We start from the raw sequence: 22,824 nt of genomic DNA on the forward strand, positions 1-22,824 counted from the left end.
GCTCTCCAAGGGCTATGCTCTGTTCGCGAATCCGTCGATGATCGGACCACAGTTTTGGCGTTCATGCACGCAAGGAGTATCGATGAAGCGCAGCTTGACCGTGTTGGCCCTCGTCATGGCGGTGGCCGCGGGAGCCGGTTACTGGTACGTGCAAGGCAAGTTGCCGCGACGCGAGGGCGAGGTTGCCTTGGCCGGCCTGCAAGCGCCGGTCAGCGTGCGCTACGACGCCCGGGGGGTGCCGCACCTGCAGGCACGGAACGAGCAAGACCTGTACCGCGCCCTGGGTTATGTGCACGCCCAGGATCGGCTGTTCCAGATGGAAATCATGCGCCGGCTGGCCCAGGGTGAACTGGCCGAAGTGCTGGGCAGCAAGCTGGTGCCCACAGACACCCTGTTCCGCAGCTTGCGCATCCGCGAGCAGGCTGCGCTCATGGCGCGCCGCCAAGACCACAGCGCGCCGGCCTGGCAAGCCCTGCAAGCTTATCTCGATGGCGTCAACGCCTGGCAGAGCAGCCACCCCAAGCCCATGGAGTTCGACCTGCTAGGCATCACGCCGCGCCCGTTCACCGCCGAGGACACCCTGAGCATCGCAGGCTACCTGGCCTATAGCTTTGCCGCTGCGTTCCGGACCGAGCCTGCGCTGACCTACATTCGCGATCAACTCGGCCCACAGTACCTGACTCTGTTCGATCTGGACTGGAAGCCCCAGGGTGACTTGAATGCCCCCCTGGCGGCTGCCGACTGGACCAGCCTGGAAACCCTCGCCCGGCTCAGCCAAGAAGCGCTGGGCGATGCGGGCATCCCGCAGTTCGAGGGCAGCAACGCCTGGGCCATAGCCGGTAGCCGCACCCGCAGCGGCCTGCCCCTGCTGGCCGGCGACCCGCACATCAGCTTTGCGGTGCCGGCGGTGTGGTATGAAGCCGAGCTTTCAGCCCCCGGCTTCAACTTGTATGGGTATTTTCAGGCACTCAACCCCTTCGCCATGCTCGGGCACAACCGCGACTTCGGCTGGAGCCTGACCATGTTCCAGAACGACGATGTCGATCTGATCGCGGAGCGGACCAATCCGGCCAATGCCGAACACGTGATGGTCGATGGCAAGTGGCGCCCCCTCGAAAAGACAGAGCAGAAGATTGCAGTCAAAGGTGAAGCGCCAGTCACCCTCACCCTGCGCCGCTCCCCCCACGGCCCGATCGTCAACGATGTGCTCGGTGCCACCGCCAGCACCACGCCCATTGCCATGTGGTGGGCGTTCCTCGAAACCGAGAACCCAATCCTGGAAGGCTTCTACCAGCTCAACCGTGCGGACACCCTGGGCAAGATGCGCGAGGCGGTGGCCAAGGTGCAGGCGCCCGGCCTGAACTTCGTCTGGGCCAACGCGCGCGGCGACATCGGCTGGTGGGCGGCGGCGAAGCTGCCGATACGCCCCGATGGCGTGAACCCAACCTTCATCCTCGACGGCGCCAGCGCGCAGGCGAACAAGCTGGGCTTCTACCCGTTCAGCGTCAACCCACAGCAGGAAAACCCAGCCAGCGGCTACATCGTGTCAGCCAACTTCCAGCCACCCGCCACGGTGCCCGTACCGGGCTATTACAACTTGCCGGATCGGGGCCGCCAACTCGACCGCCGGCTGGCCGACCCTGATATCAAGTGGGACACCCGCAACAGCCAGTCCCTGCAATTGGACACCAGCAACGATTATGGCCCTCGCACCCTGGCACCACTGCTGTCGACCCTGCGTGCGGTGGCCCAGGGCGACGAGGAAAAAGAGCTGGTCGAACAGCTGGCCGCCTGGCGCGGCGATTACCCGCTGGACTCGATCAGTGCCACGCTGTTCAACCAGTTTCTCTATGAGCTGGCGTTCGCGGCCTTGCATGACGAACTGGGTGATACCTGGTTCCCGGTGTTGATCAGCACCCGTGCCATCGACGCCGCCCTCCCACGCCTGGCCGCCGACCCACAGTCGCCCTGGTGGAACCTGCGCGGCGGCAATGAACGCACCGACCGGACGGCCATCGTGCGCATGGCCTGGCAAAAGAGCCTTGTGCACCTGCGGGATACCTTCGGCAAGGACCCGGCGAGCTGGCAATGGGGCAAGGCCCACACCCTCACCCACAACCACCCGCTGGGAGCGAAGAAGCCGCTGAACCTGTTGTTCAATGTCGGTCCATTCGCGGCGCCCGGCACCCATGAGGTACCGAACAACCTCTCGGCGAAGATCGGCCCGGCGCCCTGGCCGGTCACCTACGGGCCTTCGACGCGGCGGTTGATCGACTTCGCAGACGCCTCGCAAGCGCTGACCAGCAACCCGGTCGGGCAGAGTGGCGTGCTGTTCGACACCCATTACGCCGACCAGGCCGAGGACTACATCGACGGCCGCTACGCCAAAGCGCAAATGGGCGTCATACCGGCCCAAGGCACGCTACGATTGAACCCGGCACATTAACCAGCAAGGCACCCCCATGCAGAAACACTTCATCGAAATCGACGGCGCCCGCATGAGCTACGTCGACCAAGGCCAGGGCTTCCCGGTCCTGCTGGGCCACAGCTACCTGTGGTCGGCCCAGATGTGGCAACCGCAGATCGAGGCGCTGTCACAACACTTCCGAGTCATCGTCCCCGAGCTGTGGGGCCATGGCGACTCCGACGCGCCACCGGCCACCACTACCGACATGGGCGCCCTGACTCGCCAGCACCTGGCGTTGCTGGATGCCCTGGATATTCCCAAGTGCCACCTGGTAGGCCTGTCGGTCGGCGGCATGTGGGGCGCACAGTTGGCCATCGAGCACCCAACGCGCATCGACCGCCTGGTGCTGATGGACACTTACCTGGGTGCCGAACCTGAAGCGACCCGGCTGAAGTACTTCGGCCTGCTGGATGCCGCCAGTGCAGCAGGCTGTTTCCCGGAGCCGCTGCTGGATATCGTCGTGCCGATTTTCTTCCATGCCGAAGGCCAGACGGTGCCAGCGGTTCGCGAGCGTTTCCGCGCGGACCTGAAGGCCAGCACCGCGCAGGCCATTCGCAACAGCCTGGACCCCATGGGCCGGGTGATCTTCGGACGCCCCGACCTGCTGGCGCGGCTGGGTGAACTGGCGGCGCACAGGACCATCGTCCTCTGTGGCGACCAGGACATCCCCCGGCCGCCGGCCGAGTCTGGCGAAATGGCAAGGATCATCGGCTGCCTGGCGGCGCAGATCCCGTTTGCAGGACACATCTCCAGCCTTGAGAACCCGCAGGTGGTGAATGATTTCCTGCTGAGCTGGTTGCCGCGCAGCGCCTGAGAAGAACGGCGCGCTCCTATCGGCCGAAAACGAAAACGCCGACACACAGGTGTCGGCGTTTTCACATCAGGCAACGCGTTAACGGCGCATCAGAACGCCGGCAACACTGCACCCTGGTACTTCTTGGTGATGAATGCCTTCACCTCGGGGCTGGTCAGGGCCTTGGCCAGCTTCTGGATGGCTTCGCTGTCCTTGTTGTCCGGACGCGCCACCAGGAAGTTCACATACGGCGAGTCGCTGCCCTCGATCACCAAGGCATCCTTGGCAGGGTTCAGGCCGGCTTCCAGCGCGTAGTTGGTGTTGATCATGTCCAGGTCGACCTGGTCCAGCACACGCGGCAGCATGGCCGATTCCAGCTCACGGAACTTGAGCTTCTTGGGGTTCTCGGCGATGTCTTTCGGCGTGGCCAGCGCGTTCTTCGGATCTTTCAGGGTAATCAGGCCAGCCTTCTGCAGGAGCAGCAGGGCACGGCCGCTGTTGCTGCCCTCGTTAGGGATCGCAATGGTGGCGCCTTCTTTGAGCTCGGCCAGGGACTTGACCTTCTTCGAATAGCCACCGAACGGCTCGACGTGCACGCCGATCACGGTTTCCAGGTGGGTACCCTTGCCTTCGTTGAAGTTCTGCAGGTACGGCAAGGTCTGGAAGTAGTTGGCGTCCAGGCGCTTCTGGTCGACCTGCACGTTGGGCTGGACGTAGTCGGTGAAGACCTTGATCTGCAGGTCGACACCTTCCTTGGCCAGGGTCGGCTTGATCAGCTCCAGGATCTCGGCATGCGGTACGGGGGTCGCTGCAACTACCAGTTTCTCGGCGGCGCAGGCCAGGCCGGCGAACGACAGCGCAGCGGCCAGGGCAGTGGTCAACAGAGTCTTCTTCATGGTGTTCCTTGTTATGAACCTGGGCCATCGGTGATGGCAAAGTCGGGTGCCCAACCGTTCTAGCGGGGGGGCGTGAGGCGGACAATACCGAGATTTTTTATACCGTAACAATATCTTTTAATTAGCTGCTTATTCCAAAATCAAAAAGCCATCACCCACTTTGCTTATGAGCCCTGTTGCCCGCCGTCTAGCGCGGGATATTCAGCAGGTCCAGGTGCTCCGGCAGGATCTCTTCACCGTCACAGACCAGCAACGCGAAGTGGATGACATTTTCCAACTCGCGGGTATTTCCAGGCCAGGCGTGGGCTTCGAGCGCGTGCTGCGCAGCCTCGCTGATCAGCGGCACAGCGCGCTGTTGCCGCACGCTGTAGATGCCGACGAAATACTCGGCCAGCGGCAGGATATCGCCACGCCTTTGGCGCAGCGGCGGCAGGTCCAGCGCGCCTTCGCGCAGGTACAGGTAAAGCCTCTCGTTGAATCGACCGGCCTTCACCACTCGCGCCAGATCGACGCTGGAGGCAGCGACCAGGCGTACATCAACCGCCTGCGGTTGCTGGGCGCCGACCCGGGTGACTTCACGGGTCTCGAGGGCGGCAAGCAGCTTGCCCTGAACAGCCAGCGGCAAGTCGGCTATCTCGTCCAGGTACAAGGTGCCGCCATTGGCCGACCCGAACCAACCGGCTCGACTGCTGGCGGTTCCACCATGGGCGCCGGCGCTGTAGCCGAACAGTTCGGCATCGGCATAGGTGGGACTGATGGCCGCGCAGTTGACCGACACGAACAGCCCGCTGCGATCACTGGCCCGATGGACCTGACGCGCCAGCAATTCCTTGCCGGTGCCGGTTTCACCCCGTATCAACACTGGCAGCGGTTGGGGGGCCAGTCGCTCCAGCGCCTGACGCAAGGCCTGCGAACGAGGGTCGATGAACACCAGCGCCTTGGCACGGATGCTCAGGGGGCTTTTGTCCAGTTCAGGAAAGGTCAGCAGCGGCTGGCCAAATGGGTTTTGAAGGGTCATGACGAACTCCCGCCCCAGACCTGCGATGGCCGGGCGTCAGGTGCAGCGGTAATCGGTAGGGTCGCTCAGGCGCGGCGCAGTGCGCGCTGTTCGACCCGGCTTTGCAGGCGGTACAGGTAGGCGAAGCCCTGCTCCCAGCGCTCATGTCCGGACTTCACGTTGATATGTCCGGCGTTGGCCAACAACCCCGCTTCGGCACCCCAGGCGCGAGCCAAGTACAGCGCACGGGGCACGCTCACCGCCGGGTCATTGTCGGAGCTGACCACCTGGCTGGGGAACGGCAGTGCCTGCAGCGGGATAGGCGCAAAGTTGCGCAGTGCCGGCGCACAGGTAGGGCGCTCGACATCGGCGGGCGCCACGAGCAATGCACCGCGCACTCGACGTAGCAGGGACGGGCTGGCGTGTGCAGCCCAATGGGCCACGGTAATGCAACCCAGGCTATGGGCAATGAGAATCACCGGCGAGCGTTCAGCGGCGATGGCCTGCTCCAGTGCTTGAACCCAATCATGGCGTTGCGGGGTCAGCCAGTCGTGCTGTTCGACCCGGGCACTGTTGGGCAAGGTACGCTGCCAGTGACTCTGCCAGTGGTTGTCTGGCGATCCTTGCCAGCCCGGCACAATCAGGTAACGAATCGACTCATTGCGCATGGGGACGCCTCCAGTAAGTTTGCGTGCTTGGAGACCAGTATAGGGAGGGAGTTATATTCGTAAAGGAATAAGAAGCTATTTATTAATAACCAAAATTACTGCCGTCCGTGAATGCAAAAAACCCGGGACATGCCCGGGTTCTTTGTTTCTGGCGGCTCAGATATCCGCCACCTTCTGCCAAACCTTCGGCCGGAAGAACAAGGTCTCCCCACGGGCCAATCCGGTAAGGCTGTCGTGATCCTTGACCACCTCTGCCTCGATCAGCTCGCTCTGCCCCTCCACCTTCAAGGTCACCCGGGTCGTGGCGCCCAATGGGCGAATGTCCCGCACCTCTGCCGCGTGATGTCCTTCCGTCTCGTGCCGCGACAGCGACACCTCGTGCGGGCGGAACAGCACATGGTGGCCTTCGCTCAAGCTCAGGCGGTTGGAGTCACCCAGGAAGTGATAGACGAAATCGTTGGCCGGCTTTTCGTACACCTCACCTGGCGAGCCAATCTGCTCGATCACGCCCTTGTTCATCACCACGATGCGGTCAGCCACTTCCATGGCCTCTTCCTGGTCATGGGTGACGAACACCGAGGTCAGGTTGATGTCCTCGTGCAGGCGCGCCAACCAGCGGCGCAGCTCTTTACGGACCTTGGCGTCCAGGGCGCCAAATGGTTCATCGAGCAACAGCACCTTGGGCTCTACCGCCAGTGCGCGCGCCAGGGCGATACGCTGGCGCTGGCCACCGGACAACTGCTCGGGGTAACGGTCGGCCAGCCAGTCGAGCTGAACCATGTTCAGCAGCTCGTGCACCTTGTCGGCAATCTTGCTTTCGCTCGGACGCTCGCCCTTTGGCTTCATGCGCAGGCCGAAGGCAACGTTGTCGAACACACTCATATGGCGGAACAGCGCGTAGTGCTGGAACACAAAACCCACGTTACGGTCGCGCACATCGTGGCCGGATACGTCCTCGCCGTGAAACACGATGCTGCCCTGATCCGGGGTTTCCAGGCCAGCGATGATGCGCAGCAGCGTGGTCTTGCCGCAGCCGGACGGGCCGAGCAAAGCCACCAGCTCACCGCTGTGGATATCCAGGTTGATGTTGTCCAGGGCCTGGAAGCTGTTGAAGCGCTTGCTGACGTTACGAACTTCGATCGACATGAATTATTCCTCCGCTGCGCTTTGGCGCAGGCGGTTAATACGGTTCTCGCTCCACTGCTTGAGCAGCAGGATGAAGAGCGCCAGGATCAGCAGCAGGCTGGCCACGCTGAAGGCCGCGACGTGGTTGTACTCGTTGTAGAGGATCTCCACGTGCAGCGGCAAGGTATTGGTGACGCCGCGAATATGGCCAGAGACCACCGACACCGCGCCGAACTCGCCCATGGCCCGGGCGGTGCACAGCACCACGCCGTAGATCAGGCCCCACTTGATGTTCGGCAAGGTCACGTGCCAGAACATCTGCCAGCCGTTGGCACCGAGCAGGCGTGCTGCTTCTTCTTCCTGGGTCCCCTGCTCCTGCATCAGCGGGATCAGTTCACGGGCCACGAAGGGCACGGTAACGAAAATGGTCGCCAGGACGATGCCCGGAAGGGCGAACACGATCTGGATATCATGGTCCTGCAACCAAGGCCCGAACAGGCCCTGTGCACCGAACATCAGCACATAGACCAGACCTGCGATGACCGGCGAGACCGAGAACGGCAAGTCGATCAGGGTGACCAGCAGGCTTTTGCCGCGGAAGGTGTACTTGCTCACGCACCATGCGGCGCTGACACCGAATACAAGGTTCAGCGGCACAGAGATGAACACCGCCAGCAGGGTGAGCTTGAGCGCCGACAGTGCGTCTGGCTCGAAGATTGCCTCGAAGAACGTACCGAAGCCATTCTTGAGTGCCTGCGACACCACGATGAACAACGGCAACAACAGGAACAGCGTGAAGACCAGCCAAGCCAGACCGATCAGTACCCGTCGCGAAGTAGCACTGCCACGACGGGCGGCGTTGGCGGCGGCAGCGGCGCCAATGGATGAACTAGACATGAGCCACGGCCTCCTTCAAGGGGTTTCGATGCGGCGCTGCAGCAGGTTGATCAGCAGCAGCAGGATGAAGGAAACCACCAGCATCAGCACGCCGATGGCCGTGGCGCCGGTGTAGTCGTACTGGTCGAGCTTGACCATGATCAGCAACGGCAGGATCTCGGTCTTCATCGGCATGTTGCCGGCAATGAAGATCACCGAACCGTACTCACCCACGCCACGGGCAAAAGCCAGGGCGAAACCGGTCAGCCAGGCGGGCAGCAGCGCTGGCGCCAGGATGTGGCGAAACACTTGTAGCGGCTTGGCACCCAGGCAGGCAGCGGCTTCTTCGACTTCACGCGGGATATCCGCCAGCACCGGCTGCACGGTGCGCACCACGAACGGCAGGGTGACGAAGGTCAGCGCAAGCGTGATGCCCAGCGGAGTGTAGGCGATCTTGAAGCCCAGATCGGTGGCGAACTGCCCTACCCAGCCGGCCGGTGCATACAAGGCCGTCAGGGCGATACCCGCCACCGCGGTGGGCAGGGCGAACGGCAGGTCGATCATCGCATCGATGATCTTGCGTCCCGGGAAGGTGTAGCGCACCAGCACCCAGGCCAACAAGGTGCCGATCACGCCATTGATGATGGCGGCGAACAGCGCAGTGCCGAAACTCAGCTTGAGCGCGGCAAGCACTCGCGGCGCGCTGACGATGTTCCAGAACTGTTCCCAGGTGAGCTGTGCGGCATGCACGAACATGGCGGCCAGTGGTATCAGCACTATCAGACTGAGGTACACCAAGGTGTAGCCCAGTGTCAGCCCGAAGCCGGGTATGACGGGGGAAATGCGACGCGACATAAATATCCCTGGTTTAACGCACTTGGCCCGGCAATTCTGCCGGGCCGGTGCAAGCTTCTGAATCACGCGGCCGCCGCCACAGGAGATCGCGATTCCTAATGGCAGCGGCCTCGTGTCGCGAAAGGGCTGCATAGCGGCCCCCGCGCTTTTTCATGACCCTTACTGTGCCTGATAGATCTGGTCGAATACACCGCCGTCATTGAAGAACTTAGGTTGTGCAGTCTTCCAGCCGCCGAAGTCCTTGTCGATCGTCACCAGTTCCAGTTTCGGGAACTGCTTGCCGAATTCGGCGGCCACCTTCGCGTCACGCGGACGGTAGAAGTTCTCTGCGGCGATCTTCTGGCCTGCAGGGCTATACAGATGCTTGAGGTACTCCTCGGCGATCTTCTCGTTACCCTTCTTCTGGGCGTTCTTGTCGACCACGGCCACCGGCGGCTCGGCCAGAATCGACAGCGAAGGCACGACGATCTCGAACTTGTCGCTACCGCCATCTTCCTTCAACGCCAGGAAAGCTTCGTTTTCCCAGGCCAGCAGAACATCGCCCTGACCATTGTTGACGAAGGTGATGGTCGAGCCGCGGGCGCCGGTATCCAACACTGGCACGTGCTTGAACAGCTCCTGCACATAGGCCTTGGCCTTGTCTTCACTGCCACCGGTTTTCAGGCCGTAGGCCCAGGCGGCCAGGAAGTTCCAGCGGGCGCCACCAGAGGTTTTCGGGTTGGGGGTGATGACCGAGACATCCTGCTTGATCAGGTCGCCCCAGTCCTTGATGCCTTTCGGGTTGCCCTTGCGCACCAGGAACACGATTGTCGAGGTGTACGGGGTGCTGGCATCCGGCAGGCGCTTCTGCCAGTCCTCGGGCAGCGACTTGCCAAGCTTGGCGACTTCGTCGATGTCTCCGGCCAGGGCCAGGGTCACCACGTCAGCGCGCAAGCCATCGATCACCGCGCGGGCCTGCTTGCCCGAGCCGCCATGGGATTGCTGGATCTTCACCTTGTCGTCCGGGTGAGCCTGCTGCCAGTGCTTGATGAATTCGGCGTTGTACTGCTGGTACAGCTCACGGGTCGGGTCGTAGGACACGTTCAACAGTTCGTAGTCCTTGGCGATGGCGGAACCGGCAAAAACAGCACTGGCCAGGGCGGCGAGCGCATAACGGCGGATGGACATGGTGAAGCTCCCGATTGGCATTTTTCTAGTTTTGAATGTGAATCGCGATCAGCCGGACTTGTTGCCAGGCTGCTGCAGGCGGAACTTCTCCTTGCGCTCGATCTGTACGACCTGCGCGTTGTGCACGGTTATCTCCACCGCACCGAAACGCAGATCGCGCAAGGCGCTCTGGATCTCACGCAGAATGGTGGCTTCGTCCTGACCGTCGATGCTACGCAGAGATGCACTCATGCTCGTTCTCCTTGGAGTGAGGTGCCGGGCAGAGGTTTGAAGGGGATGTACGCCTGGCTTGAGTGCAATAGTAGTGAGGTGGGTTTATTCTTAAAAATACTGTTTAAGAATTTTTATATAACCAAAATTAAATCGCGATTTTACACGCGACAAAAAGCCTCGGTGGGAGCGGGCGTGCCCGCGAATGCGGCAGTGAATCCACCATCGCATTCGTGGGCATGCCCGCTCCCACAGGGTTTAATGTTGGGTTTTAGTGCTGTGTTCAGGCTCGCGGATCTTGTACCAGGCCACATACAACGCCGGCAGGAACAACAGCGTCAGCAGGGTAGCCACGATGATCCCACCAATCATGGCGTAGGCCATCGGCCCCCAGAACACTTCGCGGGCAATCGGGATCATGCCAAGGCTCGCCGCTGCCGCCGTCAGCAGAATCGGCCGGCGCCGGTGGTTGGTGGCCTCCACCACGGCATCCCAGGGCGAGAAGCCCTGCGCCTCGAACTCGTCGATCTGGGTCACCAGAATCACCGAGTTGCGAATGATGATCCCGGCCAGGGCCAGAATCCCCAGGATTGCCACGAAGCCCATGGGCGTGCCGGTGGGCACAAGGGCGATGATGACACCGATCAATCCCAGCGGTGCCACGCTCACCACCAGGAACAGCTTCTGCACACTGTGCAGCTGGATCATCAGGAAGGTCGCCATGAGGAACAGCATCAGCGGAATGACTTTGCGGATCGGCCCCTGCGCCTTGGCGCTTTCCTCCACGGTACCGCCGGTGGCCACCTCGTAGCCGGTCGGCAGTTTGCTGATGAATTCGTCAATGCTCGGTTTGAGCTGGGTCACCAGGTCGGTGGGCTGTATGTCGCCGGTCACCGAGGACTTGATGGTGATGGTCGGCTTGCGGTCACGACGCCACACCAGCGGTTGCTCCAGCTCATAGCGCACGGTGGCGAAGGCCAGCAGCGGAATGGAAGTCCCGTTGGGGCTGACGATTTGCAGGTTCTGCAGGGTATCGGGCGAGCCTCGTTCGCTGTCTTCGGCGCGCGCGACCACGTTCACCAGGTAGATGTTGTCGTTGACCTGGGTGATCTGCACGCCGCTGACGATGCTGTTCATCACATTGGCTACATCCTCGGACGAAAGCCCAAGCTGGCGTGCCTTGTCCTGGGCAATTTCGATGCGCATCACCTTACCGGGCTCGTTCCAGTCATAGATCATTTCACCGATATGCTCGTTGCGGTCGAGCAAGGTCGCCAGTTCGATGGCGTGCTTGCGCACCTGGTCGATGTCCGGGCCGCTGATCCGGTACTGAATCGGCCGCCCTACCGGTGGGCCCATTTCCAGCGACTGGACGTTGGTACCGATGCCGACGAACTCCTCGCGCAGTAGCTTTTGCAGGCGGTCCATCATGGCCTGGCGCTCTTCGAATCCTTTGCTGACGATCACCAGCTGGGCGTAGTAAGGGTTCTGCAGTTGCTGATCGAGCGGCAGGTAGAAGCGAATGGCGCCCTGGCCGATATAGGTGCTCCAGTGCACCAGGTCCGGATCGTCCTTGATCTTGGCTTCCAGCCGGTCGACTACCTTGCGGGTCTCTTCGATCGAGGCATTTTGCGGCAGGTTCAGGTCGACCAGGATTTCCGGTCGGTCCGAGGAGGGGAAAAACTGGTTCTGCACGAAACGCTCGCAGAAGATGGCCAGGACGAACAGCAGCACGGTGCCGATGATGGTCAGCCAGCGGTTGCGCATGCACCACAGCAAGCCATTTTCGAAGGCCTTGCCCACCCGCCCCGGCTCGGCTTCATGGGGCTTCACCTGACTGCTGAGAATGTGCACACCCAACACCGGCGCAAAGAACACCGCCACCACCCATGACACCATCAGCGCGACGGCGATCACGGCAAACAAGGTGTAGGTATATTCACCGGCGGAACTGGCATTGAGCCCGATGGGCACGAAGCCCGCCACGGTCACCAAGGTGCCGGTCAGCATAGGAAAAGCGGTGGAGGTGTAGGCGAAAGTGGCTGCCTGCTCCTTGCTCTCGCCCATCTCGAGCCGCGTGACCATGACCTCCACGGTGATCATCGCATCGTCCACCAGCAGGCCCAGGGCGATGATCAGTGCACCCAGGGAAATCCGCTGCATGGTGATGCCGCTGTATTCCATGAACACGAACACCATCGCCAGCACCAATGGAATCGAACAGGCCACCACCAGGCCGGCACGCACCCCAAGGCTGACGAAGCTCACCCCCAGCACGATCACCACCGCCTCGAACAGGGCACTGGTGAAGCCACCGACAGCCTGCTTGACCACCACCGCCTGGTCGGAAACAGTGTGCACTCCGACCCCTATCGGCAAGTCTTCGACCACCTGATCCATGCGCTTTTTCAGCGCCGCACCAAACACCTGGATATTGCCACCGGCCTTCATGCCGATGGCCAGGCCGATGGCGGTTTGGCCGTTGTAGCGGAACATGGGCGATGGTGGGTCGACGTAACCGCGCTCGATGTCGGCAATGTCCGCCAGGCGGAAGAACCGGTCGTTGATGCGCAGGTTGACGGTTTCCAAGTCTTTCTCAGAGGCGAATTGCCCGGTGGTCCGCAGCGAAATGCGCTCCGGACCCGCCTCGATCACGCCCGCCGGCGTGACGGCGTTCTGCGATTGCAGGGCCTGCATGACCTGCCGCTGGTCTATGCCCAGCGCCGCCAGTTTGCGGGTCGAGAAGTTCAGGTACAGCACTTCGTCCTGGGTGCCGACCAGCTCGATCTTGCCGATATTGGGCACATCACGGACCTCGGCCCTGGCCTGCTCCACATAGTCACGCAATTGGCGCAGGGTGAGGCCATCGGCGGTGAAGGCGTAGATCGAACCGAACACATCGCCGAACTCGTCGTTGAAACCAGGGCCCTGGATACCCTGGGGGAACTGACCGCGTATGTCCTGGATCTTCTTGCGCACCTGGTACCAGATGTCCGGGATGTCCTTGGCCTTGGTGGTATCGCGAAGATAGACATAGACCGTGGACTCGCCGGGGCGGGTATAGCTCTTGGTGTAATCGAGCGAGTCGAGCTCCTCAAGCTTTTTCTCGATGCGGTCGGTGACCTGGTACAGCGTCTCGTCCTGAGTCGCCCCTGGCCAACGGGTCTGGATCACCATGGTCTTGATGGAGAAGGAAGGGTCTTCCTCACGCCCCAGGTTGAAGTACGAAAAGATCCCCATCAGCAAACCGACGAACATCAGGTACCAGACGAAGGACTGATGCCGGAGCGCCCATTCGGACAGGTTGAAGCTTCCTTTCATTGCGCGTCCTCATCGAAGGCGACCTTCTGGCCAGGCTTGAGACTGTTCACACCCGCCGTGACGACCCGCTCGCCGGGCTGAACGCCTGAGGCCAGAACGATGCTGTCGTGGGTGCGCTCGATCAGCTTCACGTCGCGGACAGCCACAGTCTTTTGCTGCGGATCGATCACCCAGACCTGCGGCTTGCCATCACGCTCGAGCAATGCGCTCAGGGGAAGTTCGCTGCGTGGCGTGATCGCCGAGCTCAGGGTCACGCTGATGGCAGTACCCAAATGGAAAGCCGCGGGCGTACTCGCCAAGGTCAGGCGTGCACGTCGTGTGCGGGTCGTGGCATCCGCCTGGGGCTCCAGTTCCCGTAGGGTGGCAGTGGTGCTGATAGTGGGATCGAGCTGAGAGGCCACGGTGAAGGTAACGCCCTTGCCGAGCTGGTCGGCCAGGCTGATCGGCAAGTCGATGACCGCCTCCTTGACGTCCGGGCGGGCCAGGGTGACCACGGCCTGACCGGCAGTGATGGTCTGCCCGGCTTCGGCCTGCCAAGCGGTGATGACTGCCGCGTGATCGGTGCGCAAGGTGCTGTAGTCGAGCTGGTCGCGAGCCTGGCTGACTGCCGAGCGCGCCTGCTCGAGCGCAGCGCCAGTCGTCTTGAGGTTGGTCTGGGCGATGTCCAACTGGGCCTGGGCGCCGACACCGCGATCATACAATTGCTGCTGGCGGCGGGCGTCGGCCTGGGCATTGATCCACTGCGCCTGCACCTTCGCCAGGTCGCCCTCGGCGGCACGCAACTGGTTTTGCTGGTCGGTCGGGTCGAGCGTGGCCAAGGTATCGCCTGGTTTCACCTGGGCGCCAACGTCCAGCCAGCGCCGGGCGATGCGACCGGAAACACGAAAGCCCAGGGTGCTTTCGAAGCGCGCCTGGATGCTCCCGGCAAAGCGCCCGAGCTGGGATTGTTCCAGCGGCTCGACCTTGACCGACAGTACTGGCCGGATCGGTTCAGCCACCTGTTGCTCATCGCCGCATCCGGCAAGCAGCAGGCCGGCCAATGGCAACAGCAGCAGGCGCTTCATAGCTCACCTCCTTCGGCCTTGGCGTCGATCTTCTCCACTTGCATGCCCGGGTGCAGCAGCTGCCCACCATTGACCACGACGGTCTCGCCGCTCTTGAGGCCGCTGGCGACCACGATCTTGCCGGTGAGGTAGCGGGTGACTTCGACCTTGCGCAGCTCGACCTTGTCGCCCTCGCCCACCACCCAGACCGCTGGCTCGTGCAGGGCTTTGGTCAGCGCGGCCCAGGGCAGCTCGATGCTCGGCCGGCCTTCGGCATTGGTGGTGGCGGTGACGGGTGCGCCCAGCTGCATGCCGGGCGGCACATCGCGCAGGCCTACCTTGACCTGTACCGTGCCGCTCTGCGCGGAGACGGTCGGGGTGATTTCCCGAACGAAGCCCCGCGCCTTCACCTTCGGGTTATCCAGCAGACTGACGATGACACCTGCATCGCTGGGCGGCGCTACCAGCAAAGATTCATAGACGTTGAACACTGCATCACGGTCGCCATCCTGGGCGAGGCTGAAAATCGGCATGGTCGCCTGCACCACCTGTCCGACCTCGGCCTGGCGCTCGGTGATGACGCCATCGGCTTCGGACACCAACGCGGTGTAGCTCAGTTGTTCGTTGGCGTTGGCCAGTTGCGCCTGGGCGGCCTTCAGCGCGCTCTGGTTGCTGCGCAGGGCGGCTTCGGCGGAGTCGTATTCGCTCTGGCTGGTATAGCCCTTGGGCAGCAGCTTCTGTTGCCGGACGAACGCCGCGCTGGTCTGCGTGACCCGAGCCTGGGCAGCGAACACCTCGGCCTTGGCCGAGTCGACGTTGTTCTGCAAGTCTTTCGGATCCAGCCTCGCCAGCACCTGGTTGGCCTTGACGTGATCCCCCACATCGACGCTACGCGAGATGATCTTGCCGCCGACCCGAAACGACAGGTCAGTCTGCACCCGCGCCTGTACATCACCGGTCAGCGTGACCCTGGCGGCGAAATCGGTTGGTTGGACCTCCAGTACCCCCACCCGAGGCAGTACCTCAGGCGTTTCTTCCTTGCTACAGCCCGTGAGCATGTACAACAGCCCCAGGCAGACGACCGACAGCAGACGCGTCACCGTCATGCAGGCCTCCTGGCTTGCGCGCGAACGATTCTTGGGATGCGACTGTTAGCGTAGATCAGGCTTTGGGAAACGGCACTGATGGCAGGAAGGTGGGGAAATCATGGCGGCTTCGAGGGCGCCTTCGCGGGGAAACCTGCGCTTGCAGATTCCGCATGAGCCCATCGCTACAGAAAACCTGCCCATGATTGGCCTGTGCGGCGGGAGAAACGTTTGGCGCATGTTGCGTCAGCGACCCAACCCCTCTGGGATGCGGCTTGGCTTTGAGTCCCTGGTGAGGTCTTCGCGGGTGAACCCGCTCCCACAGGCTCAGTGCAGCCTGCATGAGACCTGTGGGAGCGGGTCACCCGCGAAGAGGCCGGTCAGGCCGACGCAGTGGCCGGAGCCGGGCGCCGCACCTGGGGCTGCGATACGTTCGCCGCCGCACCTTCTTCGATCGCCTGCTGAATCGCCTTGCGACGACGCTCTTCGGCCTGGCGGCTGAAGTACCAGACCAGGAAGGTTACCAGCGACACCGACAGCAGGATCAGGCTGGCCACGGCGTTGATTTCCGGCTTCACGCCCAGGCGCACCGCCGAGAACACTTCCATCGGCAAGGTGGTCGAACCGGGGCCGGACACGAAGCTGGCCAGCACCAGGTCATCCAGCGACAGGGCGAACGACATCATGCCGCCCGCCGCCAGCGAGGGCGCGATCATCGGGATGGTAATCAGGAAGAACACCTTCCACGGCTTGGCACCCAGGTCCATCGCCGCTTCCTCGATCGACAGGTCCAGCTCACGCAAGCGCGCCGACACCACTACCGCCACATAAGCCGCACAGAACGTGGTGTGGGCGATCCAGATGGTGACGATGCCACGCTCCTGCGGCCAGCCGATCATCTGCGCCATGGCCACGAACAGCAGCAACAGCGACAGACCGGTAATCACCTCAGGCATCACCAACGGCGCGGTCACCAGGCCACCGAACAGCGTGCGGCCCTTGAAGCGTGTCACACGGGTCAGCACGAAGGCCGCCAGGGTACCCAGCGCCACCGCTGCCACCGCCGTGTAGCAGGCGATCTCCAGCGAGCGCATCACCGAACCCATCAACTGGCTGTTGTCCAGCAGGCCAACGTACCACTTCACCGACCAGCCGCCCCACACCGTCACCAGCTTCGAGGCGTTGAACGAGTAGATCACCAGGATCAACATCGGCAGGTAGATGAACAGCAAGCCGAGCACCAGCATCAGCTTGGAGAAACTGAAGCGCTTCATGCCCTGCCCTCCATTTCTTTGGCCTGGCTGCGGTTGAACAGCAGGATCGGCACGATCAGGATCGCCAGCATCACCACCGCCAAGGCAGATGCCACCGGCCAGTCACGGTTGTTGAAGAACTCCTGCCACAGCACCTTACCGATCATCAAGGTTTCCGGGCCACCCAGCAGTTCAGGAATCACGAACTCACCCACGACCGGGATGAACACCAGCATGCAGCCGGCGATGATGCCGTTCTTCGACAGCGGCACGGTGATCTTCCAGAAGCTGTTGAAGGTGCTCGAACCCAGGTCAGACGCGGCCTCCAACAAGCTCGGGTCGTGTTTGACCAGGTTCGCGTACAGAGGCAGGATCATGAACGGCAGGTACGAATAGACCACGCCGATATACACCGCCAGGTTGGTGTTGAGGATCTGCAGCGGCTGGTCGATCAACCCGGTCCACAGCAGGAAGCCATTGAGCAGGCCGTTGTTGCTGAGAATGCCCATCCAGGCATAGACGCGGATCAGGATCGCGGTCCAGGTCGGCATCATGATCAGCAGCAGCAGTACTGTCTGGGTTTCCTTCTTGGCGTTGGCAATCGCATACGCCATGGGATAGCCGATCAGCAGGCACAACAGCGTGCTGAAGAACGCCATCTTCAACGAACCCAGATAGGCCGAGATGTACAGCTCATCCTCGGTCAGCAGTCCGTAGTTGGCCAGGTTCAGCACCAGTTGAACCTTGTCTTCGACGTAGCTGTAGATCTCGGTGTACGGCGGGATCGCCACGTCGGCTTCGGCAAAGCTGATCTTCAGAACGATGAAGAACGGCAGCATGAAGAACAGGAACAGCCAGATGAAGGGCACGCCGATCACCAGATGCCGCCCCTCCGGGGTGATGCGCTTGAAGGCTCGCTTGAGCTTGCTCGGTTTCATGACCGCAGTACCACGCCGCTGTCGTCTTCCCACCATACGTACACTTCGTCGCCCCAGGTCGGGCGGGTACCCTGGCGCTCGGCGTTGGCAACGAACGACTGGACGACCTTGCCACTCGGCAGTTCGACGTAGAACACCGAATGGCCACCCAGGTAAGCGATGTCATGCACCTTGCCACGCGACCAGTTGTGCTCGCAGGTCGGCTGGGTGGTGGTGACCAGCAGCTTCTCCGGGCGCAACGCGTAGGTGATGTGCTTGTCTTCTACCGAGGTAGTGACACCGTGGCCGACATAGATTTTACGTTCGAGCTCCGGGCTTGCGATGATCGCGTGGCCTTCGGCGTCGTCGACCACCTCACCTTCGAACAGGTTGACGTTGCCGATGAACTCGCAGACCAGGCGGCTGGTCGGGGTCTCGTAGACGTCGATAGGGCTGCCGATCTGGGCGATCCAGCCCAGGTGCATGATGGCGATACGCTGGGCCATGGTCATGGCCTCTTCCTGGTCGTGGGTCACCATCACGCAGGTCACACCGACCCGCTCGATGATTTCGACCAGTTCAAGTTGCATCTGCGAGCGCAGCTTCTTGTCCAGAGCGCCCATCGGCTCGTCGAGCAGCAACAGTTTTGGGCGTTTGGCCAGCGAGCGGGCCAGTGCCACACGCTGACGCTGACCACCGGAAAGCTGGTGCGGCTTGCGCTTGGCGTACTGGGTCATGTGCACCAGCTTGAGCATCTCCGCCACGCGGGCTTCGATCTCGGCCTTGGGCATCTTGTCCTGCTGCAGGCCGAAGGCGATGTTCTGCGCCACGGTCATGTGCGGGAACAGCGCATAGGACTGGAACATCATGTTGATCGGCCGCTCGTAGGGCGGCATGTCGGTGATGTCGACGCCATCGAGGAAAATCCGCCCTTCGGTCGGACGCTCGAAGCCCGCCAGCATACGCAGGAGGGTCGATTTACCGGAACCGGAGCCTCCCAGCAGGGCGAAGATTTCACCCTTGCGGATTTCCAGGGACACATCGTCCACGGCTACCGTTTCGTCGAATTTTTTCGTGACCCGGTCGATCTTGACCAGCACCTGCTTGGGTTGCTGGCCACCCTCGAGGGCTTTTTTATAGGCACCGGAGGCAACTGCCATGAGTGAAACTCCCAACAAGATTTGTGTGCCCGCCCCGTCTGGCGCGGCAGGCCTGGATTGTTACTTGCCCGACTTGACCTTGGTCCAGCTGCGGGTCATCAAACGTTGCACCTTGGGTGGCAACTCACTGTTCACGAACATCTTGTCCAGCACTTCCTGCGGTGGGTAAACCGCAGCGTCAGTCCTCACGGCCTGGTCCATCAGGTCGCCAGCCTTGGGGTTCGGGTTGGCGTAACCGACGTAATCACTGACCTGGGCGATAACCTCAGGCTTCAGCAAATAGTTGATGAAGGCGTGGGCCTCTTTCACGTTCTTGGCGTCCTTGGGAATCGCCAGTACGTCGAACCAGAGGTTGCCGCCCTCCTTGGGAATCGCGTAGGCCAGGTTCACGCCTTTCTTCGCTTCTTCAGCGCGGGTCTTGGCCTGGAACACGTCACCGGAGAACCCTGCCGCGACGCAGATGTCGCCGTTGGCCAGGTCGGTGATGTACTTGGAGGAGTGGAAATACGTCACGTAGGGGCGTACCGCCAGCAGCTTCTTCTCAGCCTTGGCGTAGTCCTTGGCATCGGTGCTATTGGGGTTCAAACCCATGTAGTTGAGCACCGCCGGCAGCATTTCGTCCGCCGAGTCGAGGAAGGCCACACCGCACTTGGACAGCTTCTTCATGTTCTCGGGCTCGAACAGCACCGCCCACGAGTCGATGGTGTCCACGCCGAGCGCGGCCTTGACCTTGTCGACGTTGTAGCCGATTCCATTGGTGCCCCACAGGTACGGCACGGCGTACTGGTTGCCCGGATCGTTCTTTTCCAGGCGCTTCATCAGCGCCGGGTCCAGGTTGGAATAATCAGGCAGCAGGCTCTTGTCGAGCTTCTGGAACGCGCCCGCCTTGATCTGCTTGCCCAGGAAATGGTTGGACGGCACGACTACGTCGTAGCCGGTGTTACCGGCCAGCAGCTTGCCTTCCAAGGTTTCATTGGAGTCGAAGACGTCCTGCACCGGCTTGATACCGGTCGCTTTCTCGAAATCCGCGAGGGTGTTAGGGCCGATATAATCGGACCAGTTGTAGAAGTGCACCGTAGGCGCCGCTTGGACGCTGCATGCCAGCGTCAGGCCCGCTCCAGCCATCAAGGCCTTGCGTAAAACAGAAATAGACAAGTGGGTGGTCCTCACAATCAGTGCCTCGGTGACGGCTCGCTTCATGGGTACGAGCGCTGCCGCACACGTAAAACCGGCGCGCAACTTACCTTCGCAGCCTCGATGCCGCAATCATCAATTGCCTTTCACTGCCTCTGGGCCGGAAAGCCCCGGCCCAGAGGGTTCAGCATCGGGTTTACTTGCCCGACTTGATCTTGGTCCAGCTGCGAGTGATGACGCGCTGGGCGGCGGCTTCTGGAGCAGCAATCGCGTACAGCTGTTTCTTCACTTCGGCAGGCGGATAGATGCTTGGGTCGCTGGTGATGTCCTTGTCCACGAACTGGGTCGCGGCCTTGTTGCCATTCGGGAAGCGCACGGCGTTGGTGATCTCGGCCATGATCTCCGGCTGCATCAGGAAGTCCATGAACTTGTAGGCAGCGTCCTTGTGCTCGGCATCCTTCGGCATGGCGACCATGTCGTAGAAGGTACCGGCGCCTTCTTTCGGAATGACGTAGTCCAGCTTGACCTTGTCGCCCGCTTCATGGGCACGCGCCTTGGACTGCTCCAGGTCACCCGAGTAACCGACGGCGACGCAGATGTTGCCGTTGGCCAGGTCACCGATGTACTTGGACGAGTGGAAGTAGGTGATCGAAGGACGGATGCTCAGGAACAGGTCCTCGGCGGCCTTCAGGTCTTCCTTCTTGGTGCTGTTGGTCGGCTTGCCCAGGTAGTGCAGTGCGGCCGGCAGCATTTCGGTCGGCGCATCAAGGAAGCTCACGCCGCAGCTCTTGAGCTTGGCGATGTTCTCTGGCTTGAACACGGCGTCCCAGGAGTCGATCTTGTCGACGCCCAGCGCGGCCTTGACCTTCTCAGGGTTGTAGCCAATACCGATCGAACCCCACATGTAGGGGAAGGCGTATTTGTTACCCGGGTCGCTGGCATCGCCGACGGCCTTGAGCAGGTCTTCGTCGAGGTTTTTCCAGTTCGGCAGCTTGGAACGGTCCAGCTCCTGATACACACCAGCCTTGATCTGCTTGGCCAGGAAGTTGTTGGACGGCACAACGATGTCGTAACCGGACTTGCCCGCCAGCAGCTTGGCTTCCAGGGTTTCGTTGCTGTCGAAGACGTCGTACTTGACCTTGATGCCAGTCTGCTTCTCGAACTTGGCGACCGTTTCCGGAGCGATGTAGTCCGACCAGTTGTAGACGTTCAGGACTTTGTCTTCAGCCTGCACAGCGGTGGCCATGGCACCCATCAGGGCTGCGGCCAGCAACGTCTTGCCCATTTTCTTCATGCGTCATGCTCCAGATTTTTTTGATTAGCCATCCGTTCAGCTGCCAGGTCCCGCAGTACACGCGTTGGGCGACTGAAACAGTCGCTAGTCTGGCAAGTTCCAAGGCGCTGTTTCAAGGAAAGCAGAGCCTTGTCCGCAACTAATGTCACAACGCTAGCCTAGCAGGCGCTCACTTGATCGCTTCATAGGTCAGGTCCAGGCACTTGCGCGCCTTCTCTACCAACTCGTCCACCTCTGCATGGCTGATGACCAGGGGCGGGGCGATGATCATGGTGTCGCCGACCGCACGCATGATCAGGCCGTTCTCGAAGCAGAAGTTGCGGCAGATCATGCCTACGCCCTTGCCTTCGTAACGGCTGCGGGTGGCTTTGTCCTTGACCAGCTCGATCGCACCGAGCAGGCCCAGGCCGCGCACTTCGCCAACCAGCGGGTGGTCTTGCAGCTCTCGCAGACGCTTTTGCAAGTAGGGTGCCACATCTGTGCGAGCCTTCTCGACGATCTTCTCGTCGCGCAGGATGCGCAGGTTTTCCAGGCCCACCGCCGCCGCAACCGGGTGGCCGGAGTAGGTGAAGCCGTGGTTGAAGTCACCACCTTCGCTGAGCACCTGGGCGACTGTGTCACGCACGATCACACCGCCCATGGGGATGTAACCGGAGGTCAGGCCCTTGGCGATGGTCATCAGGTCTGGCTTGAGGTCGTAGTAGTCCGAACCGAACCACTCGCCGGTACGGCCGAAACCGCAGATCACTTCGTCGGCGACGAACAGGATGTCGTACTTGGCAAGGATCTCCTTGACCTTCGGCCAGTAGGTCACTGGCGGAATGATCACGCCGCCAGCGCCCTGAATCGGCTCGGCGATGAAGGCCGCGACGTTGTCTTCGCCAACCTCCAGAATTTTCTTCTCCAGTTGCTCGGCAGCCCAAACCCCGAATTCATCAGGGGTCATGTCGCCGCCCTCGCCGAACCAGTACGGCTGAGGGATGTGCACGATGCCCGGGATCGGCAGGCCGCCCTGCTCGTGCATGCCGCTCATGCCACCCAGGCTTGCACCGGCGACAGTGGAGCCGTGGTAACCGTTGATGCGGCCGATGATGGTCTGTTTCTGCGGCTTGCCCTTGAGCGCCCAGTAATGACGGACCATGCGCAGCACGGTGTCATTGCCTTCGGAGCCGGAACCGGTGAAGAACACATGGGTCATGCCCTTCGGCGCCACGTCGGTAATGGCCTTGGCCAGCTCCAACGCAGGTGGGTGGGCGGTCTGGAAGAACAGGTTGTAGTACGGCAGTTCTCGCATCTGCTTTTCTGCCGCCTGCACCAGCTCTTCACGGCCATAGCCGACTGCAACGCACCACAGGCCAGCCATGCCGTCGAGGATCTTGTGCCCCTCGCTGTCCCACAAATGCACACCCTGCGCCTTGGTGATGATGCGCGGCCCTTTCTCCTTCAACTGCTTGTAGTCAGAGAAAGGTGCAAGGTGGTGCTCGCCGCTCAGGGTTTGCCATTCACGGGTTTGCGGGTTGTTGACGCTCATGTGCCTCTCCATTTTCCGGCGGCCGCCCTTGA

General features: G+C 61.7%; 19 protein-coding genes. 2 read left to right on the plus strand and 17 right to left on the minus strand.

Annotated elements, in window-relative coordinates:
• Positions 1-82: 82 nt before the first annotated feature.
• Positions 83-2,446, plus strand: coding sequence for a penicillin acylase family protein (locus P3R38_RS23935; RefSeq protein ID WP_277686669.1), 2,364 nt, complete (start codon positions 83-85; stop codon positions 2,444-2,446).
• A gap of 16 nt (positions 2,447-2,462) precedes the next feature.
• Entirely contained in the window at positions 2,463-3,281 is an 819-nt protein-coding gene (locus P3R38_RS23940; protein ID WP_023382930.1) for an alpha/beta hydrolase, read from the plus strand.
• Positions 3,282-3,370: 89 nt separating this feature from the next.
• Here P3R38_RS23940 and P3R38_RS23945 read toward each other — a convergent pair whose 3' ends face one another.
• The 17 genes from P3R38_RS23945 to P3R38_RS24025 form a co-directional block, all read right to left on the minus strand.
• The gene (locus P3R38_RS23945; protein WP_023382931.1) at positions 3,371-4,156 is read right to left on the minus strand and encodes a MetQ/NlpA family ABC transporter substrate-binding protein; all 786 of its coding nucleotides are present in this window, start codon (positions 4,154-4,156) and stop codon (positions 3,371-3,373) included.
• A gap of 187 nt (positions 4,157-4,343) precedes the next feature.
• Positions 4,344-5,174, minus strand: a complete 831-nt coding sequence (locus tag P3R38_RS23950; RefSeq protein ID WP_023382932.1) for a sigma 54-interacting transcriptional regulator — start codon at positions 5,172-5,174, stop codon at positions 4,344-4,346.
• A 65-nt stretch (positions 5,175-5,239) separates the two neighbouring features.
• Positions 5,240-5,821, minus strand: a complete 582-nt coding sequence (locus P3R38_RS23955; RefSeq protein WP_023382933.1) for an alpha/beta hydrolase — start codon at positions 5,819-5,821, stop codon at positions 5,240-5,242.
• A 156-nt stretch (positions 5,822-5,977) separates the two neighbouring features.
• Entirely contained in the window at positions 5,978-6,967 is a 990-nt protein-coding gene (locus tag P3R38_RS23960) for a sulfate ABC transporter ATP-binding protein (protein WP_023382934.1), read from the minus strand.
• 3 nt (positions 6,968-6,970) lie between these two features.
• Positions 6,971-7,843 carry a sulfate ABC transporter permease subunit CysW gene (gene cysW / locus P3R38_RS23965; RefSeq protein WP_023382935.1) on the minus strand — a complete coding sequence of 291 codons (873 nt, stop codon included), beginning with the start codon at positions 7,841-7,843 and terminating at the stop codon, positions 6,971-6,973.
• Positions 7,844-7,858: 15 nt separating this feature from the next.
• The gene (gene cysT, locus P3R38_RS23970) at positions 7,859-8,677 is read right to left on the minus strand and encodes a sulfate ABC transporter permease subunit CysT (RefSeq protein ID WP_023382937.1); all 819 of its coding nucleotides are present in this window, start codon (positions 8,675-8,677) and stop codon (positions 7,859-7,861) included.
• Positions 8,678-8,836: 159 nt separating this feature from the next.
• Positions 8,837-9,844, minus strand: coding sequence for a sulfate ABC transporter substrate-binding protein (locus P3R38_RS23975; RefSeq protein ID WP_023382938.1), 1,008 nt, complete (start codon positions 9,842-9,844; stop codon positions 8,837-8,839).
• A 48-nt stretch (positions 9,845-9,892) separates the two neighbouring features.
• Entirely contained in the window at positions 9,893-10,075 is a 183-nt protein-coding gene (gene oscA / locus P3R38_RS23980; RefSeq protein ID WP_016489716.1) for a sulfur starvation response protein OscA, read from the minus strand.
• A gap of 237 nt (positions 10,076-10,312) precedes the next feature.
• Positions 10,313-13,375 (minus strand): efflux RND transporter permease subunit, encoded by a 3,063-nt coding sequence (locus tag P3R38_RS23985; protein WP_277686670.1) that lies wholly within the window; start codon positions 13,373-13,375, stop codon positions 10,313-10,315.
• Positions 13,372-14,439 (minus strand): efflux RND transporter periplasmic adaptor subunit, encoded by a 1,068-nt coding sequence (locus P3R38_RS23990; protein ID WP_104883131.1) that lies wholly within the window; start codon positions 14,437-14,439, stop codon positions 13,372-13,374. Before P3R38_RS23990 ends, P3R38_RS23985 begins: the two co-directional genes overlap by 4 nt.
• Positions 14,436-15,524, minus strand: a complete 1,089-nt coding sequence (locus P3R38_RS23995) for an efflux RND transporter periplasmic adaptor subunit (RefSeq protein WP_027907215.1) — start codon at positions 15,522-15,524, stop codon at positions 14,436-14,438. Before P3R38_RS23995 ends, P3R38_RS23990 begins: the two co-directional genes overlap by 4 nt.
• 359 nt (positions 15,525-15,883) lie before the next feature.
• Positions 15,884-16,777 carry an ABC transporter permease subunit gene (locus P3R38_RS24000; RefSeq protein ID WP_023382944.1) on the minus strand — a complete coding sequence of 298 codons (894 nt, stop codon included), beginning with the start codon at positions 16,775-16,777 and terminating at the stop codon, positions 15,884-15,886.
• On the minus strand, positions 16,774-17,694 hold the full coding sequence (locus tag P3R38_RS24005) for an ABC transporter permease subunit (RefSeq protein ID WP_023382945.1): 921 nt from the start codon (positions 17,692-17,694) through the stop codon (positions 16,774-16,776). The genes P3R38_RS24000 and P3R38_RS24005 overlap by 4 nt, the downstream gene beginning before the upstream one ends.
• The gene (gene potA, locus P3R38_RS24010) at positions 17,691-18,833 is read right to left on the minus strand and encodes a polyamine ABC transporter ATP-binding protein (RefSeq protein ID WP_023382946.1); all 1,143 of its coding nucleotides are present in this window, start codon (positions 18,831-18,833) and stop codon (positions 17,691-17,693) included. Before potA ends, P3R38_RS24005 begins: the two co-directional genes overlap by 4 nt.
• A 60-nt stretch (positions 18,834-18,893) precedes the next feature.
• A complete protein-coding gene (locus P3R38_RS24015; RefSeq protein WP_023382947.1) occupies positions 18,894-19,988 on the minus strand; it encodes a polyamine ABC transporter substrate-binding protein in 1,095 nt (364 codons plus the stop codon).
• Between the two features lie 175 nt (positions 19,989-20,163).
• On the minus strand, positions 20,164-21,261 hold the full coding sequence (locus P3R38_RS24020) for a polyamine ABC transporter substrate-binding protein (RefSeq protein ID WP_027907214.1): 1,098 nt from the start codon (positions 21,259-21,261) through the stop codon (positions 20,164-20,166).
• Between the two features lie 169 nt (positions 21,262-21,430).
• Positions 21,431-22,792 carry an aspartate aminotransferase family protein gene (locus P3R38_RS24025; RefSeq protein WP_023382949.1) on the minus strand — a complete coding sequence of 454 codons (1,362 nt, stop codon included), beginning with the start codon at positions 22,790-22,792 and terminating at the stop codon, positions 21,431-21,433.
• Between the last annotated feature and the right edge of the window lie 32 nt (positions 22,793-22,824).

The organism is Pseudomonas sp. NyZ480 (assembly GCF_029537255.1).
In the GTDB taxonomy this organism is placed as follows: domain Bacteria; phylum Pseudomonadota; class Gammaproteobacteria; order Pseudomonadales; family Pseudomonadaceae; genus Aquipseudomonas; species Aquipseudomonas taiwanensis.